This window comes from Martinezella paranaensis (assembly GCF_014200235.1).
Lineage (GTDB): Bacteria > Pseudomonadota > Alphaproteobacteria > Rhizobiales > Rhizobiaceae > Rhizobium > Rhizobium paranaense.
The window spans coordinates 406,660-423,670 of record NZ_JACHBI010000004.1 but is presented as its reverse complement, the minus strand read 5'-3'; the positions used below and the strand labels follow the sequence as shown (position 1 = coordinate 423,670).

Sequence of the window (17,011 nt, the reverse complement as noted above, 5' to 3'; positions counted from 1 at the left end):
TTAGGCTTCGAGCACGATGTTGGCGGCGCTTTCCTTCAGCTCGACGCCGAAAGCGCGCTGATACTGCTCGGCGACCAACGGCCGCTCCAGCTCATCGCACTTGTTGAGGAAGGTCACGCGGAAGGCAAAGGCGACATCGCCGAAGATTTCCGCATTTTCCGCCCAGGTGATGACCGTACGCGGGCTCATGACGGTGGAAAGATCGCCGTTCATGAAGGCTGCACGGGTCAGATCGGCGACACGCACCATCTTGGACACGGTGTCGCGGCCCTTTTCGGTGCGGAAGGACTTCACCTTGGCGAGCACGATATCGACTTCGTTGTTGTGCGGCAGGTAGTTCAGCGTCGTGACGATCGACCAGCGGTCCATCTGCGCCTGGTTGATCTGCTGCGTGCCGTGATAGAGGCCAGTCGTGTCGCCGAGACCGATGGTGTTGGCCGTCGCGAACAGGCGGAAGGCGGGGTGCGGACGGATAACGCGGCTCTGGTCGAGCAGCGTCAGGCGGCCCGACGATTCCAGCACGCGCTGAATGACGAACATCACGTCCGGGCGGCCGGCGTCGTATTCGTCGAAGACGAGGGCGACGTTGTGCTGATAGGCCCAGGGCAGGATGCCGTCCTTGAATTCGGTGATCTGCAGCCCGTCCTTCACGACGATCGCGTCCTTGCCGACAAGATCGATACGGCTGACATGGCTGTCGAGGTTGATACGCACGCAGGGCCAGTTGAGGCGGGCTGCGACCTGCTCGATGTGCGAGGACTTGCCGGTGCCGTGATAGCCGGAAATCATCACGCGGCGGTTATGGGCAAAGCCGGCGAGAATGGCGAGCGTCGTCTCGCGATCAAAGAGATAGTCGGTGTCAAGGTCGGGCACATAGGCATCGCCCTTGCTGTATGCCGGAACGCGGATATCGGAATCGATGCCAAAGACTTCACGGACCGAAACGGTCGTATCGGGAAGCTCGGAAATATCAAGGTCAATCTTGCTCATCATGTCTCCAGGGCGGGTGACTCTCACCCAGCCATATCAATCTCAGCCGTTTTTGATCCGTGACGCCGCAGCTTGTTGTCCGCATCCGTCAGGTCGGAACAACGGCGATACTTCTCCGGGACTGAAGCGAAACCTCGGCGCGACGACATGATCGCTTGCGAGCATTCTTGAACAGAGTCCCGGACAAGAAACGCCGCGTCCGGAAAGTTGGCCGAGGTGCAGCCAGCCAAAAGCGCACCTTGCCGCAGTCGCCTGCGGCCTCAGCCGATTTGGACCATACCTGATTGAAGGCGGAGAGCAAGGACAGGAATTAACAAAAACCGTTCTGCTTCAACAATTGATAAGCCTGAATGACTGCGCGAAACCGTTCCTCCGACCCGCGGTCACCGCCATTGGCATCCGGATGGTGCTTTTTCACCAATTCCTTGTAACGGCTCTTGATCTCGGCGCTGGTGGCGTTCGCAGCCAGCCCCATCGTGTCGAAGGCTTTCGCTTCGAGCGTCTTCAGCTTGCGCTCCTGCGGGAAACGCGGGCCGCGTCCCTGCCCCTGCCCGTCCTTGACGAAACCGAAGGGATCGCGCACGCGGGAATAGGAACCGGAACGGATGTCGGATTGCAGTGGGCTGTTGCGCGCCGATTTGTTGACGCCGACGGTCCAGGTCGGACGATGACCGGTGATGGCTTCCTTCTGGTAGCGCGCGATCTCACCGTCCGAGAGGCCGGAAAAATAATTGTAGCCCTTGTTGTAATCTTTGACGTGCTCGAAGCAGAACAAAAAGAACTGCCCTTCCGCATTGCGCCCGACCGGCGCACGATGCGTACCCTTTTTATCGCAGCCGTCCCATTGGCACGTCGGCGGAGCCTGTTCGGCCTCCGGCTCGCGTTTGCGGCGGGTTCGAATGCGATCGAAATATTTTGAATCGAGTCTCATGGCGCCCTAATTATGGGGCCTCAGCCACCCCACAACAAGAATTGACAAATGGGAATGTTGCAGGCTTTGTGAAACCTTTTTCGCGAACAAGGTACCGGCGGGAATATGGAAACGACGCTTCAATCCCGCATTGAGAAAAAGCTCAACGAAGCCTTCGCGCCCGAACGTCTCGCTGTCATCAACGAAAGCCACTTACATGCCGGTCATCAGCCCGACATGACCGGAACGGGCGAGACCCATATAAGAGTTCGAATCGTCTCCGCCAAGTTCACGGGCATGACACGCCTTGCCCGCCACAGGGCGATCACAGAGCTTTTGAAGCCGGAACTCGATGCCGGCCTGCATGCCCTTGCCGTGGAACCCGCAGCACCGGGCGAAGCCGTGCGGTGGTAACGGCTACTCCGACTTCCCCTCTTCCGTCTCTGCCGGCCTGATCCGAAGCTTTGTGATGCGGTTCTTTTCCCGCTTCATGACGATGAAGCGCTTGCCGTAGAAGGTGAAGGCCTGACGTTCTTCCGGGATGGTCATCGATTCGTGGATGACGAGACCGGCAATCGTCGTCGCCTCTTCGTCGGGCAGATCCCAGTCGAGCGCGCGGTTGAGATCGCGAATCGGTACGACGCCATCGACGACGATCGAGCCATCGGCCTCTTGCCGCACACCCTGGATATCGAGGTCGTGCTCGTCGGAAATATCGCCGACGATCTCTTCCAGAATGTCTTCAAGGGTAACGATCCCCTGCACTTCGCCATATTCGTCGACGACGACTGCAAAATGCTGCTTGCGGCGCAGGAAGGCGTTGAGCTGGTCTTCGAGATTAGTGCTGTCGGGCACGAACCAGGGTTTTTGCGCGATCTTGACGATGTCGAGATTTTCCGGCTCGACATTCGGCTCCGCCAGCGCCCTCAGCAGATCCTTGGCGTGGACGACGCCGATGATGTTGTCGATCGTACCGCGCCAGAGCGGCATGCGCGTATAGGGGCTATCGAGAATGGCGCGGACGACGACTTCCGGCGGATCGTCGGCATTGATGGCGCGCATCGCCGTGCGATGGACCATGATGTCGGAAAGCTCCAGCTCGCCGAGATCGAGCACACCGCCCAGGCGGTCGCGGTCGGCCTTGACCACCGAACCCTCGCGATGCAGCAGATCGACGGCGCCGCGCAGCTCGTCATACGCCGACAGCATCGACACTTCCTTGGAGAGATTGATGCCGAAGAGGCCGAGAATCTGACGAACGATGGCGTTGACGAAGCTCGAAATCGGTCCGACGACGGCAACGAAGAGACGCACCGTGCCGGCGACATTGAGAGCAAAACGGTCCGGCGTCGAGATCGCCCAGCTTTTCGGCAGGACTTCCGCGAAGATGACGAGAATGACCGTCATGGCCGCCGTCGCCAGCGCAACGCCGGAGCTGCCGAACAGGCCGAGAAACAGGCTGGTTGCGATCGATGACGACAGGATGTTGGCGAGATTGTTGCCGATCAGCAGCGCGCCGATCAGCCGGTCACGGCGCTCGATCAACTGCCGCACGATCCCCGCGCGCTCGTCGCCATTCGCCTCCAGCGTATGGATGCGGCTGCGCGAAGCCGCCGTCAGCGCCGTTTCCGAACCGGAGAAAAATGCCGACAGCAGCACGAGCGCGATGATCGAGATGATCTCGGGCCAATATTCCCACAGAGCAGCCAGCGTGCCTTGAACCGTCATTGCGGATGTTTTTCCCTTAGGAAACTGAGAACTTCGGAAGCCGGAACATCATCGGCGACGAAAGATTGCCCGATGCCGCGGGTCAGGATGAAGGTGAGCTTGCCGCTCTTGACCTTCTTGTCCTGAGCGATCGCGTCCATCAACACCTCGGCCGGCGGCAGATCGCCCGGAATGTCGCCCATCCGCGTCGGCAGGCCGACCGCCTTCAGATGCGTCTCGACGCGCTTGGCATCGTCAGGGCTTGCCAGATTGAGGCGCGAGGAAAATTCGTGCGCCAGCACCATGCCGATCGAAACGCCCTCGCCATGCACCAGCCGCCGGCTGTCGTAGGCGGTGGCCGCCTCCAACGCATGGCCGAAGGTGTGGCCGAGATTGAGCAGCGCCCGGGGACCGTTTTCGCGCTCGTCGGCAACGACAACGTCGGATTTCGCCTGGCAGCTCGCGGCAATCGCCTCGATGCGTTGAGCGCCGCCGGAGAACACCTCTTTCCAGTTGGCCTCCAGCCAGGCAAAGAAATCCGGCTTGTCGATCAGGCCGTATTTGGCGACCTCGGCATAGCCGGCGCGGAATTCGCGTTCGCTGAGCGTATTCAGCACGTCGGTATCGGCGAGTACGAGATCGGGCTGGTGGAAGACGCCGACTAGGTTCTTGCCGTGATGGGTATTGATGCCGGTCTTGCCGCCGACGGACGAATCCACCTGCGACAGCAGCGAGGTCGGCACCTGTACGAAACGGACGCCGCGGCGCACGATGCCGGCAGCAAAGCCGGCGAGATCGCCGATCACGCCGCCGCCAAGCGCGATGACGGCATCGTTGCGCTCGACACGCGCCGTGAGCACGGCATCGCAGACGGCCATCAAATGCTCGAAGCTCTTTGTCTTCTCGCCGGCCGGCAGGACGAGCTTGGAGGACTGGATACCAGCCTCCTGAAGGCTCGCAATCAGCGCATCGAGATAGAGCGGCGCGACATTTTCGTCTGTGATGACAGCGGCTCTGCGGCCCTTCAACCTTGCTGCGATTTCCTTGCCGGCGCGCGCAATCAGGCCAGGGCCGATCAGAATGTCATAGGCGCGCTCGCCGAGGGGCACGCGGACGAGACGCTCGGCCGATGTGATCGCATTCATGGTGTCTTGCTTCCTTCTTTCCCCTCGACGATGGCCACAAGGACTTCCTTGACCATGACATCCTTGCCCACATCGCGGGACAAAACCGTGAGATCGGCTTCCGCATAGATCGGATAGCGCGCATTCATCAGCTTTTCGAGGGTCTGCTTCGGATTTTCGGTTTTGAGCAGCGGTCGCGTATCGCGCTTGTTGACCCGCTCCCAAAGCACGTCGAGATCGGCCTTCAGCCAGACGGACAGGCCGCTGCGTTTGACATGCCGGCGCGTCCGGTCGTTGATGAAGGCGCCGCCGCCGGTGGAAACGACGCGAGGGCCGCCCTTGAGCAGCCGCTTGATCACCCGCGTTTCCAGCGCCCGGAACTCGTCTTCGCCATAAGCCTCGAACAGCTCGGAAATCGTCATACGCGAAACGCGTTCGATCTCGATATCCGTATCGACGAAGGGAATGCCGAGCTGATGCGCGACCAGCCGGCCGATCGAGGATTTTCCGGCCCCCATTAACCCCACGAGGACAAGGTTGCGCGTGCCCAATACGGCGCGCGCTTTGTCTCTGAGGCTTTCTGCAAGGGTCAGCACTTCTTCGTTCATCGGCCCATTCACAATTTGTTTGGAAACGGTATCGTCAAATGCGCCTGTAGCGTCAAGACGCCGCAACATAAACATGTCTGCAATATCCTTCGGCTAACGCTTGTCGGATATGATTACACTATATCGCCGGACCAATGATTGGGACGAGGAGAGTTTCTGAATGCCGACCCTGTTTCGCTTCCTTGTCATCTGCGCGGTCATCGCCGGATCGGTCTATGGAGCAATGTGGGCTTTAGTGCTCTTCGTCGATCCGCAGCCGCGCGATGTGACGATCCGCATACCCTCCGAACGCGTCAACCCGCCGGCAACCGGCTCGGTCAAGCCGTGAGCGCGGGGATCGCCGTGAAGGATCTGAGCCGCGTCCATATGGAAGCCTTCCTCGAAATGATGAGCGCCGAGCGCGGCGCGGCGGTCAACACGCTGCAGTCCTATGAGCGCGACCTCGACGATCTCCACTCCTTTTTGTCGGAGCGCAAGGTCCGCATGACGGAAGCCGCATCGAACGATCTCGGCGCCTATCTCTCCGGCCTTTCACACCAGGGCTTCAAGCCCTCGTCGCAGGCACGCCGGCTGTCGGCCATGCGCCAGTTCTATAAATTTCTCTATGCCGAGGGTCTGCGCACGGATGATCCCACCGGCATTCTCGACGCGCCGAAGAAGGGCCGCGCCCTGCCGAAGACCATGGGCGTCGACGATGTGACGCGCCTTCTCGCCCAGGCCGAACAGGAAGCGGCCGTCGAAGGTCCCGATCAATTGCAGCATCTGCGCATGCTGGTTTTGCTGGAGCTGCTCTATGCCACCGGCATGCGCGTCAGCGAACTCGTGTCCCTGCCGGCGAAAGTGCTGGACCAGGAAGGCCGTTTCCTGATGATCCGCGGCAAAGGCAACAAGGAGCGGCTGGTGCCCCTGTCACAGTCGGCCATCGCTGCGCTGAAGACCTATGGCCGCCGACAGGCGCTGGAGGCTGCAAACACCAAACAGCCAGTTCCGGAAAGCCCATGGCTCTTTCCCGCAGCCTCCAAGCAGGGCTATCTGCCGCGGCAGGTCTTTGCGCGCGACCTGAAGGATCTCGCCATTCGCGCCGGCCTGACACCCTCGTTGATCTCGCCGCATGTGATGCGCCACGCCTTCGCCAGCCACCTGCTTGCCAATGGCGCGGACCTGCGCGTGGTGCAGGAACTTCTTGGCCATTCCGACATTTCGACCACACAAATCTACACACATGTGCTGGAAGAACGGCTTCACCAACTGGTGCAAACGCATCACCCCCTTGCCAAACAGGCTAAAAAACAGGATTAGGACCGGCACACAGGCTATACGTGCCGTCTCTCGTCACGGGCAAAAGGATCGGAAACGCACCTCATGCACAATTATCTCGACTTCGAAAAACCCATCTCGGATCTCGAAGGCAAGATTCACGAGCTGAAGAAACTGGCAAGCGAAGACGAGAGTATCGATACGTCTGATGAAGTCGGACGGCTCGAAATTCGCGTCCGCGAAGCCATGGCCGACATCTATTCGAAGCTCAATGCCTGGCAGAAGACGCAGGTTGCCCGCCATCCGCAGCGCCCGCATTTCGTCGACTATGCCGGAGCGCTGTTTACGGAATTCACGCCGCTGGCCGGCGACCGCAAATTTTCCGAGGATGCCGCCATCCAGGCGGGCTTCGCCCGTTTCCGCGGCCAGCCTGTCGCTGTCATCGGCCAGGAAAAAGGCAATGACACCAAGACGCGCCTGAAGCACAATTTCGGCAGCGCCCGTCCCGAGGGTTACCGCAAGGCGATCCGCATCCTGGAAATGGCCGACCGTTTTCAACTGCCCGTCGTCACCCTGGTTGATACGGCAGGCGCCTACCCCGGCGTCGGCGCCGAGGAGCGCGGTCAGGCTGAAGCGATTGCCCGCTCCACGGAAATGTGCCTGGGCGTCAAGGTGCCGATCATCTCGGTCGTCATCGGCGAAGGCGGCTCCGGCGGCGCGATCGCGATTGCCACCGGCAATCGCGTCTATATGCTCGAACATTCGATCTACAGCGTGATTTCACCCGAAGGTGCCGCCTCGATCCTCTGGCGCGATTCCACCCGCGCCAAGGAAGCCGCCACCAACATGAAAATCACCGCCGAGGATCTGAAGGGGCTTGGCATCATCGACGGCATCATTCCCGAACCGCTTGGCGGCGCGCATCGCGATCCGCAGACGGTGATTGCCGCGACCGGCGACATGATTTCCAACGCGCTTAGCGAACTTTCCAGCCGTTCGGGCGAACAATTGCGCAGCGACCGCCGTCAGAAATTCCTCAACATGGGTCGCAATCTCTAACTCAGGTTCGAGATTCCTGATGCCCCAAGACGGGAATGAGGCCAAATCTTGGCCACATTCTTGTTATCGAACCCTTTATGACAAAGAAAAGCTTGCGGGTGCGCCGCGAGCACGTCATAGGCTGGTAAGGAATTCTCAAGTATAAGCCGTCTATGATTCCGTTTCATGTTTCGATTTGGCGGCGGCGAACAGATCGTGCCGGCCGCTCTTCATGTCTATGGGCTAAGTCAGAATGCGCATCCGTCACCTTGCCTATGTTTCCCTGATGGCGCTGGCTCTTGCCGGCTGTAACGACACGCTCGAATCCGCGTCGGTCGATCTGTCGACGGTGAAAAACAAGGTCGAGCAGCCGCTTCCGAGCCACATCCTCGCCGACATGTCGAAAAAGGGCATGGACCGCAATTCGCCGATCATGATCCGCATCTTCAAGGAAGAAGGTGCGATGGAGATCCTCAAGGCGAACCAGAGCAATCGCTTCGAGGTCATCGCCGATTATAAGATCTGCGCCTGGTCCGGCCGTCTCGGCCCGAAGGTGAAGGAAGGCGACCGGCAAGCGCCGGAAGGCTTCTACATGCTGACGCCGGCCAACCTCAATCCGAACTCCAAATATTACCTTGCCATCAACACCGGTTTTCCGAACCGCTATGACGCGGCCAACGGCCGCAACGGCGCCAATCTGATGATCCATGGCGCCTGCTCGTCGTCGGGCTGCTATTCGATGACCGACCAGCAGGTGCTGGAGATCTATGCCTTCGCGCGCGACGCCTTCAAGGGCGGCCAGAAGGCGATCCAACTCGAAGCCTATCCCTTCCGCATGACAGCGGAAAACATGGTCAAACACCGCCTCAGCCCCAATATCGAATTCTGGAAGATGCTGAAGGTCGGCTACGACAATTTCGAAGTGACCAAGCGTCCGCCGGAAGTCGAGGTCTGCGAGAAGAAATACGTCTTCAACCAGCAGGCCAGTGGCCCGTTCAACGCCGGCGGCAAATGCCCTGTCATGACCACCCCGCCGGCCCTGCAGACTGCGCTTCTGTCCTACAACAAGCAGTATGACGCCGATTACACCGCCGCTCTGAAGAAATTTGACGGCATGGCCTGGTACGACCCGACCGAAGCCGAACGCAAGGCTGTTGTCGCCAAGCAGCGCAAGGGCCACGATATCGCCTATGCCCCGACCGGCACCGCGCTTGCCGCCGGCAAGATGATGAAGGTGGCTGATCTGGAATCGATGATGGCGAACCAGTCGGGCCAGCAGCTTGCCCGCGGCGCCACGGTCGCCAATCCGACGACGGCAAGCATCCGTATGGCGACGGCCGCCCCGGGTCTCACCGGACAGCCGGTGGCTCAACCCGCCGACATCGCCGTGGCAGCCAACATTCCGGCGAATGTGCCGATCCCGATGGCGAACCCGATGAACCCGGGCGTCAATCCGCTCGCCTATGCACCGCCTCCGGCTGTCGAGACCGCGCAGACCGAAGCCAAGAAGCCGCCCTTCTGGAAGTTCTGGGCCAAGAGTGAATAGCCTGACCGACGAGGTTTACGACCTGCGCGGGCTGAAATGCCCCTATCCGGCGATCAAAACGGAAAAGCGCCTGCGCGGAATGCCGAGCGGCACGACTTTGACGGTCGAAACGACCGATCCCCTCGCCATCATCGACATCCCGCATCTCTGCAATGAAAAGGGCCACGCACTTCTCGCCAGCGAGAAGACCGACAGCGGCCATCGCTTCATCATTCGCAAGGGTTGATCGGCCGCGGTCAGGGGCCATCCTCGTGGTTCGAGGGTCGCCCTTCGACAAGCTCAGGCTCCCGCCTCACCATGAGGATGGAGCGAGCCCGGCATTCCTTGGGCATACCTGACACTGCACTCTGACTATGGGCGACAATGCACAAAGATCAGCCTCACCCTGAAGTGGCCGCAGGGCCCTCGAAGGGCGAGGCGGGTTGCTTGATCTCATCGGAGTGAAACTAAAACCGCATCCCCGGCACCGCCAGCGGGTTGTCCTGCAGCGCCGCCCTATCCGGCGTGTCGACACGCGGCTTGCTCAGGAACGCGTCGAACAGGCCCTTCACGAAGTCTTCGGGCAGATCCTTGGTGATGATCACCATGCGCGTGCGCCGGTCGTCGGGATTGGGCCAGGCGGGCAGGCGCACCGGCGGATGGAAGATATTCTGCACGCCATGCAGCACGACCGGACGCTCCGGCCTGTCGGACATGGCAACGATCGCCTTCATCCGCAGCAGCTTCTCGCCATGCGCGGAACGCAGGAGGTCGATGAACATTTCCAGCGCAATCGGATCGATCGGTTGGCTCTCGACAATCGAGAAGGAGCGGATCGACTCGCCGTGACGGGTCACATCATGGGCGTGCTGATGCCGATGGCCATGATGATGGTGGCCATGGCGATGATGGCCGTGGCCGCCGTGATGATGATCGTGATCGTGCCCGGGCTCGTCATGCCCATGTTCGTGATCATGGTCATCATCATCAGCCTCAAGTTCGTCGCGCAGCCAGCGGCCGACATCGGCGATCTTGGAGGCCGGATCGTAGAGCCCGTTGACGAGAATGGCGGCGCGGCCGGCCGCTTCGCTGTCGGCATTCATGATCTGCGCCCGCGGATTGAGCGCCCGCAGCCGTCCCTCCATCATGCCGAGGGAGGCAGCGCCTTCCAGGCCAGTCTTGGAGATGATCAGCCGGTCGGCAACCGCGACCTGCTTGCGCGCCTCTTCATGATTGTCGAGCGTCTGCAAGCCGTTGACCGCATCGACGACGGTGATCACACCATCCAGGTCGAAATTGGTGGCGATGATCGGATTGCCCATGATCGACTGCATCACCGGCGCCGGATCGGCAAGGCCGGTCGTTTCGATGACGACGCGCTTCAGCGGCCGGATGCGGCCGGTCTGCATAGCGTCCATCAGATTTGCGAGCGTATCCACCAGCTCGCCGCGCACCGTGCAGCAGAGGCAGCCATCGGAGAGCTCGATGATGGCATCGCCGGAGCTTTCGACCAGCAGGTGGTCGATGCCGATATCGCCGAACTCATTGATGATGACAGCCGCATCCCGCATCTCCGCGTCCTTGAGGATGCGATTGAGCAATGTCGATTTGCCGGCTCCGAGAAAACCGGTCAGGATCGAAACCGGCACCCTCTCCTGCGGAACGCTCATGGTTCAGGTCCGATCAGTAAGTGGGACGCGGCATGGGGATGGGAATACCGGTGACACCGCCCGTAACGGCAATTTTGTCGCCCTTCACGGCCTTGTCGCCCTTCGCCGCCACATCGTCCTTGTCGCCCTTGCTTGCGGTGGCAACGTCCTGACCGCCGATCAGGCCGGCATAGACGAAATTCGGCTCGTGATCCATTTCATGGATATAGGGCGACTGCACCTTGGTGCGGCCGGTGGGATCGCGGGTCTCGCTGCGGTGTTGCGCGCCCTTGGCGCTGCAGATGTCGGCGGTGATGTCGGCAACCTCGTCCTGGCCCTGTCCATAGGGCTGCAGGCTTGCCAGCGTATCCCGGCCGGAGAACTGGTTCTCGAAACCCTTTTCGAGGAAATTAGCGGAATCATCGGCGCGTGCGGCAAGGCTGTCCGTTCCGAGAACGACTGAGACCAGCGTACGGCCGTTGCGTGTGGCCGAGGCGATCTGGTTGAAGCCGGAAGCACAGATGAAACCAGTCTTCATGCCGTCGGCGCCATCGAAGCGACCGATGAGCATGTTGATGTTCGGCACCTGCTTGACGCCGTTGGTGAACCCTTCCAGCGAGAAATAGCCGGCATATTGCGGGAACTCGCGGCGGAGCGCCACGCTGACGACCGCAAGATCGCGTGCTGTCGTGTACTGGCCCTTGCCGGGCAGGCCATTGGGATTGATGTAATGCGTGTCACGCATTCCGAGGCGGGCGGCTTCCGCGTTCATGCGCGCGACGAAACCCTGCTCGGAACCGCCGACCGTCTCCGCGATCGCCATCGCGAGGTCGTTGGCGGATTTGACCAACATCATCTTCAGCGCATTGTCGAGCGTCAGCTTCTGGCCCGGCTTGAAATACATCTTCGCGGGCGGCTGCGAAGAGGAAAGCTTGGACATGACAACGGGCGTATCGAGCGTGACCTGGCCGGACTGAAGGGCACGGAAGGCGACATAGACCGTCATCAGCTTGGTCAGCGAAGCCGGATACCACTTGCGGAAGGCGTCTTCATGATCGAGCACCCGGCCGCTGCTGACATCGACGAGGATATGCGGATTGGCTTCGGCCACATGCGCGGTCGACAGGAAAAGCATGGATGCGGCGGCGGCCATGGGAACCAGCCGCAAGGCGGCATACAAACGATTCTGCTTCGTCAGCACGGTCAATCCTTCAGAAGTCCGGAATTTTCTCGAAAGCTCCCCCTATTTAACCTATATGGCTAAGAGAAGGCAAAGGCGATTGACGAGTTTATTGCCAACCGATCACAGCCTTGTGATCACGCGCACGGCATAAAAAAGTGCGATGTGATGTTGAGGGTTGTGTCGGATCAAATTGCTAGACCCGAATCCGATATTGAGCAGCAGGAAAAATCAGCATGCCGATTTTGAACAGAGCCGCCGAACTCCAGGACGAAGTGACGGAATGGCGCCGCTATATCCATACGAGGCCTGAGCTGATGTATGCGGTGGAAAACACCGCTGCCTTCGTGGCAGAAAAGCTCAGGGCATTTGGCGTTGACGAGGTCGTCACCGGCATCGGCCGCACTGGCGTCGTCGGCCTGATCCGCGGCAAGGGCGAAGGCCGTACCGTCGGCCTGCGCGCCGATATGGATGCCCTGCCGCTCACCGAAATCACCGGCAAGCCCTGGGCTTCCGAGACACCCGGCAAGATGCATGCCTGCGGCCATGACGGCCACACCGCCATGCTGCTGGGTGCTGCGAAATATCTTGCCGAAACCCGCAATTTCAATGGCAACATCGCCGTCATCTTCCAGCCGGCCGAAGAGGGTGGCGCCGGCGGCGATGCCATGGTCAAGGACGGCATGATGGAGCGCTTCCGCATCGAGGAAGTCTACGGCATGCACAATCTGCCGGGCCTGCCGGTCGGCCAGTTCGCCATCCGCAAGGGCGCGATCATGGCGGCGACCGACGAGTTCACCGTCACCATCAAGGGGCGCGGCGGCCACGCCGCCATGCCGCACACGACCATCGACCCGATCGCCATCGGCGCGCAGATCGTCACCAACCTGCAGCTCATCGCCTCGCGCAGTGCCAATCCGCTGAAATCGGTGGTCGTCTCCGTCACCAAGTTCAATGGCGGCAACGCCTACAATGTCATCCCGAACGACGCGAGCTTCGTCGGCACCGTACGCACGCTCGATCCGGAAATCCGCGACCTCGCCGAGCGCCGCTTCCGGCAGATCGTCAGCGGCATCGCCGCCAGCCATGATGCCGAGGCGGATATCCAGTTCCACCGCAACTATCCGGTCACCGTCAACCACGCCGACGAGACCGAGCACGCGATTGCCGCCGCAAGCGACATCGCGGGGACTGCCAATGTCATCCCGAACATCGATCCCATGATGGGCGGCGAGGATTTCTCCTACATGCTGAACGCCCGCCCCGGCGCCTTCATCTTCGTCGGCAACGGCGACACCGCCGGCCTGCACAACCCGGCCTACGACTTCAACGACGAAGCCATCGCCCACGGCATCTCCTATTGGGTGCGCCTCGCCGAACAACGCCTGAACGCCTGAGCCTCCACCATCTTTCCGTGCGCCTGACCATGGCGCACGGCCCGGCAAAAGCAGATTGTCTCCGAGACGGGAAAAGGGCTTGGCTTCGGGCCCTTGCTTTTGTATGGATCAATCTCAGTGGTCCCGTAGCTCAGCAGGATAGAGCATCAGATTCCTAATCTGAGGGTCACGCGTTCGAATCGCGTCGGGATCACCAATATCCTCAATAACTAGCATGAGTTTCGATGCGGCTTTCGTGCGCCATCAATTTACCAGAATTACCAGCATTTACAGGCGTTTTCGGACGTTAGCGGGAATTCGGTGGCGCATGATTGGCACATGAAATTGGTGCACTGACGGCCTTGAGCGACTGCACATGGAACGGTGGCTGCGGCATCCGCGAACAGCTTGACGCGATTCTCAAAAAATATGCCTGTCAGCGCGGTTTTGCCAAATGGCTACTTCGGTTCCGGCGCAGGATTTTCGTAGTCCTTGCGGTGTTCTGACCACCAGTTTAGCAAGTAGTCGATTGCCAACGGTTTTATTTTCAGATTTGTGTCCATCGTGAAGTACCGACCCGCGTACTCGACTGCCTTCAAGCTTGCATCGGTTTTCATGACCTCGATAAAGAAATCCAGCTTCTCAAGTTTTGGTATATCACTACGGTTATTGATAAATTCGATCAGTGCAGGTTTGAGAGGAACCGCCGTTGAGCCAAAAAAAATTGATTTCAAAGTACCGATGGATAGGATGTCAGGCTCGACGTCAGTTGGCCAAGGGAGTTGGAGGTTAGTTTCGTAAATCCCTTGGCTGTGAGCATCCGTGATAACGTTCTGAGCGGCGTCAGCCCGTTTCGCATAGGGCTGCTCTGGTCGTTAGCGATTAAAGAAAGCTTGTCAAAGGCGCCGCGATCATCGTTCTGCGCTTGCTGAATCACATTCCCGAAGTCCGCATCCTTTTGAAGACGTTCCAAGGTGACCTTCGCCGCTGAAAGAGTGGCATTGAGATCAGCGAGCTTCTGATCGGCGGCGTTTATTTGGGAGGCGGCCTTATTCGAAAGGCCGGCCGCATTTTTGGCCTGTGCTGCCACGGCATCTACTGTCGCAGATTGATTTTCGACTCGAGTTTTCAAAGCTTGGATTGTGCCAGCATCGACTGATGCCTGAGCGGTTGCTGCTTTAATCGTTCCGATACCTAACACCTTGAACTCAGTTATCCTGTCCAACAACATCATCCCAAATCCGACGAGGATCATCATACCTAATAGAGATGCTTCCGCTTTTCCTACCTTTTTCCCTCTGAATAGAAAAACAATATAAATCCCTATCGCTACAACAACGATCACAGCACCGAGAATCTGAAACCACATCGGAGAGGCACTTTCTTTCACGCGCAAATTTGCCAGGTGACAATAGATAATCGAGTTTCAAAATACCTGACTTCTTAAGATAAAGACCTCGAAAAGCTAGGCGCGAGTCAGGTTCATATCGTGCAGCATACGCATAGATTATTGCTCAAGTTGCAAGGGCTCCTTTCGAGCGCCAGCTTGGGAAGCTCGACTTATTCTCTATGGCGCCTGCACTTAGATGTAAAACTCGCCCGTTCGTGAACGAAAAAGCCCTTTGATACCAATAGGGCTGTAAAACCGTGCGGCGCCAAAACTCAGGGCGCATCGATATTGACTCGATCGCGCACAGGAACATAATAAGAACAAATAGGCGGCGGCAAACAAGAAACGAGGAAGGCCCATGCCTCGCGATATCCATCGCTTCATCCCCGCATTTGAGACACTGCGCTTTGTGGCGACGTCCTGCATAGGCCGCACGATTCGACAGACCGGCGCGATTTTGCGCTCTACGCTGAGTTAAAATGCGAAGGGCCTTAAATCTACGCTACCTTTGTAAACTCACCCCACCAAAATCCGATTCCGCACCAGCCTGACCCCCGGCACGGCCTCCGCCACTGCAGTCGCCCGTTCAACCTCCTGCGGAGTTGCCGCCGTTCCGTCCAATCGGATTTCCTGGCCGACGGCGGTCACGGTGACGTCGGAGGCGTCGAGGCCGCCGGCGACAGCAAGGGCGTTGGCGACTGTGGATTCCAGCGCCGAGCGTTTGGCATTTTCGCTTTCTATTTCGGGCTTTAGGCCGTGAAACGTAGCCGCTTTGAAAACCATTGCCCTTCTCCTGCGCCTCTGCAGGATGGAAAACGCGGTATCTGCGTATTGGTTCATTAGTAGCCCGAAAATTGCCGTTAATGCCAGAGATTCCAGCGCGAAGGGACCGGGGAAGAATGCGCCGACAGAGCTGCGGACTTGCCGCCTCCCGCGATCCCCTGTAGAGCCATGGGCAATCACAGCAAGATGCGGATACTGGAATGACCACCGGGAGCAAGGCGCCGCGCCGCCTGACGATATTGGGTTCGACCGGCTCGATCGGACAAAACACGCTCGACGTCATCGCCCAATTGGGCGGACGCGAAGCGTTCGATATCGCCGCAATCTCCGGGCATGACAATATCGATCTCCTGGCGAGCCAGGCGAAAGCCTGCGGCGCCGCTCTCGCCGTCACGGCCAATGAGGAGCGCTATCAGGACCTCAAGGCGGCGCTCGCCGGAACCGACATTGCCGTAGCCGCCGGCAGGAACGCTCTCCTCGAGGCTGCCTCCATCCCTTCCGATTGGGTGATGGCGGCGATCGTCGGCACGGCGGGGCTTGCGCCGACGCTGGAGGCCGCGCGCCGGGGCGCCGACATCGCGCTCGCCAACAAGGAATGCCTGGTTTCCGCCGGCGAACTCTTCGTGCGTGCCGTCAGCGAAGGCGGCGGACGGCTGATACCGGTGGACAGCGAACACAGCGCGATTTTCCAGGCGCTCGAGGACGACCAACAGCATGCGGTCGAGCGGATCATCCTCACAGCCTCGGGCGGCCCCTTCCGCACATGGTCGCGCGAGCAGATGGCCAATGTCACGGCAGCGACCGCGCGCGCGCATCCGAACTGGTCGATGGGCCTGAAGATCTCCATCGGCAGCGCTTCGATGTTCAACAAGGCGCTGGAGATGATCGAGGCCAAGCATTTGTTCAATGTCGGCCCGGATCAGATCGAAGTTATCGTCCACCCGCAATCCATCGTCCATTCGATGGTCGGCTATACGGACGGCTCCGTGCTGGCGCAGCTCGGCTGTCCGGACATGCGCACGGCCATCGGCTATGCGCTGAGCTATCCGTCCCGACCGAAGCTTGATGTCGACCGGCTGGATTTTGCAAAACTGGCCCGGCTGGATTTCGAAGCGCCGGACGAGGTTCGTTTCCCCGCACTGCGTCTTGCCCGCACCGCGCTGGAACGCGGCGGGCTGCAGGGCGCCGTCATGAATGCTGCCGAGGAGATTGCCTTCCAGGCCTTCGTGGACGAGCGCATCGGCTTCCTCGAAATGGCCGACATCGCCGAAGCGGTCATGGACCAGATGATCGGGGTCGGCAGCGCCGAAACGATGGATGCGGTCTTTGCCGCCGACGATGAAGCCCGCAGCCGCGCCAGCGCGCTTGTCGCGCAAAGGGAAAAGGCAGCCTAACCCGCTCGCGAGAAGCCGCGTAAGCCGGAAACGGATGACTGCCCGGAGCTGCGAATTCGTTTGTTGGCGAGGCTCTTTCA

17 protein-coding genes and 1 tRNA gene are annotated in these 17,011 nt (G+C 59.8%); 9 read left to right on the top strand and 9 right to left on the bottom strand.

The annotated features are described in order from the left end of the window. On the bottom strand, window positions 1-990 hold the full coding sequence (gene cobS, locus GGD50_RS13315; RefSeq protein ID WP_107109528.1) for a cobaltochelatase subunit CobS: 990 nt from the start codon (window positions 988-990) through the stop codon (window positions 1-3). Between the two features lie 310 nt (window positions 991-1,300). Further along, entirely contained in the window at window positions 1,301-1,921 is a 621-nt protein-coding gene (locus GGD50_RS13310; protein WP_107109529.1) for a J domain-containing protein, read from the bottom strand. Window positions 1,922-2,026: 105 nt separating this feature from the next. Here GGD50_RS13310 and GGD50_RS13305 point away from each other — a divergent pair, with 105 nt between their 5' ends. Beyond that, window positions 2,027-2,314, top strand: a complete 288-nt coding sequence (locus GGD50_RS13305; protein ID WP_107109530.1) for a BolA family protein — start codon at window positions 2,027-2,029, stop codon at window positions 2,312-2,314. A gap of 3 nt (window positions 2,315-2,317) precedes the next feature. On the opposite strand, the gene GGD50_RS13300 is transcribed toward GGD50_RS13305, so the two are convergent. Genes GGD50_RS13300 through GGD50_RS13290 form a run of 3 tightly spaced genes read right to left on the bottom strand, consistent with a single transcriptional unit; the run spans window position 2,318 to window position 5,339 of the window. Continuing rightward, window positions 2,318-3,628 carry an HlyC/CorC family transporter gene (locus GGD50_RS13300; protein ID WP_107109531.1) on the bottom strand — a complete coding sequence of 437 codons (1,311 nt, stop codon included), beginning with the start codon at window positions 3,626-3,628 and terminating at the stop codon, window positions 2,318-2,320. Continuing rightward, complete coding sequence (gene aroB / locus GGD50_RS13295; RefSeq protein ID WP_107109532.1) at window positions 3,625-4,752, bottom strand: 3-dehydroquinate synthase; 1,128 nt, start codon at window positions 4,750-4,752, stop codon at window positions 3,625-3,627. The genes GGD50_RS13300 and aroB overlap by 4 nt, the downstream gene beginning before the upstream one ends. Next, window positions 4,749-5,339 carry a shikimate kinase gene (locus tag GGD50_RS13290; protein WP_107109924.1) on the bottom strand — a complete coding sequence of 197 codons (591 nt, stop codon included), beginning with the start codon at window positions 5,337-5,339 and terminating at the stop codon, window positions 4,749-4,751. Before GGD50_RS13290 ends, aroB begins: the two co-directional genes overlap by 4 nt. 160 nt (window positions 5,340-5,499) lie before the next feature. On the opposite strand from GGD50_RS13290, the gene GGD50_RS13285 reads away from it, so the two are divergent. The 5 genes from GGD50_RS13285 to GGD50_RS13265 all read left to right on the top strand — a co-directional run bounded on the left by GGD50_RS13285 (window position 5,500) and on the right by GGD50_RS13265 (window position 9,406). Beyond that, window positions 5,500-5,667 (top strand): hypothetical protein, encoded by a 168-nt coding sequence (locus GGD50_RS13285; RefSeq protein ID WP_028754795.1) that lies wholly within the window; start codon window positions 5,500-5,502, stop codon window positions 5,665-5,667. Between the two features lie 14 nt (window positions 5,668-5,681). Continuing rightward, entirely contained in the window at window positions 5,682-6,638 is a 957-nt protein-coding gene (gene xerD, locus GGD50_RS13280) for a site-specific tyrosine recombinase XerD (protein WP_107109925.1), read from the top strand. Window positions 6,639-6,701: 63 nt separating this feature from the next. Next, the gene (locus GGD50_RS13275; RefSeq protein ID WP_107109533.1) at window positions 6,702-7,655 is read left to right on the top strand and encodes an acetyl-CoA carboxylase carboxyltransferase subunit alpha; all 954 of its coding nucleotides are present in this window, start codon (window positions 6,702-6,704) and stop codon (window positions 7,653-7,655) included. Between the two features lie 232 nt (window positions 7,656-7,887). Continuing rightward, window positions 7,888-9,180: a L,D-transpeptidase family protein gene (locus GGD50_RS13270; protein WP_107109534.1), complete on the top strand. Its 1,293-nt coding sequence runs from the start codon at window positions 7,888-7,890 to the stop codon at window positions 9,178-9,180. Then, entirely contained in the window at window positions 9,173-9,406 is a 234-nt protein-coding gene (locus GGD50_RS13265) for a sulfurtransferase TusA family protein (protein WP_107109535.1), read from the top strand. Before GGD50_RS13270 ends, GGD50_RS13265 begins: the two co-directional genes overlap by 8 nt. 220 nt (window positions 9,407-9,626) lie before the next feature. On the opposite strand, the gene GGD50_RS13260 is transcribed toward GGD50_RS13265, so the two are convergent. Both GGD50_RS13260 and GGD50_RS13255 read right to left on the bottom strand, forming a co-directional pair. Beyond that, complete coding sequence (locus GGD50_RS13260; RefSeq protein ID WP_107109536.1) at window positions 9,627-10,829, bottom strand: CobW family GTP-binding protein; 1,203 nt, start codon at window positions 10,827-10,829, stop codon at window positions 9,627-9,629. Window positions 10,830-10,842: 13 nt separating this feature from the next. Beyond that, window positions 10,843-12,009, bottom strand: coding sequence for a D-alanyl-D-alanine carboxypeptidase family protein (locus tag GGD50_RS13255; RefSeq protein WP_107109537.1), 1,167 nt, complete (start codon window positions 12,007-12,009; stop codon window positions 10,843-10,845). A gap of 215 nt (window positions 12,010-12,224) precedes the next feature. Between GGD50_RS13255 and GGD50_RS13250 the strand changes: the two genes are divergently transcribed. Both GGD50_RS13250 and GGD50_RS13245 read left to right on the top strand, forming a co-directional pair. Beyond that, complete coding sequence (locus tag GGD50_RS13250; RefSeq protein ID WP_107109538.1) at window positions 12,225-13,385, top strand: M20 aminoacylase family protein; 1,161 nt, start codon at window positions 12,225-12,227, stop codon at window positions 13,383-13,385. A 119-nt stretch (window positions 13,386-13,504) separates the two neighbouring features. Then, a tRNA-Arg gene (locus GGD50_RS13245) sits at window positions 13,505-13,581 on the top strand. 513 nt (window positions 13,582-14,094) lie between these two features. On the opposite strand, the gene GGD50_RS13240 is transcribed toward GGD50_RS13245, so the two are convergent. Together GGD50_RS13240 and GGD50_RS13235 are read right to left on the bottom strand one after the other, a co-directional pair. Continuing rightward, window positions 14,095-14,733 (bottom strand): hypothetical protein, encoded by a 639-nt coding sequence (locus tag GGD50_RS13240; RefSeq protein WP_107109540.1) that lies wholly within the window; start codon window positions 14,731-14,733, stop codon window positions 14,095-14,097. A gap of 537 nt (window positions 14,734-15,270) precedes the next feature. Beyond that, window positions 15,271-15,537: a BON domain-containing protein gene (locus GGD50_RS13235; protein WP_107109541.1), complete on the bottom strand. Its 267-nt coding sequence runs from the start codon at window positions 15,535-15,537 to the stop codon at window positions 15,271-15,273. Between the two features lie 200 nt (window positions 15,538-15,737). Between GGD50_RS13235 and dxr the strand changes: the two genes are divergently transcribed. After that, window positions 15,738-16,931, top strand: coding sequence for a 1-deoxy-D-xylulose-5-phosphate reductoisomerase (gene dxr, locus GGD50_RS13230; protein ID WP_107109542.1), 1,194 nt, complete (start codon window positions 15,738-15,740; stop codon window positions 16,929-16,931). Window positions 16,932-17,011: the final 80 nt, after the last annotated feature.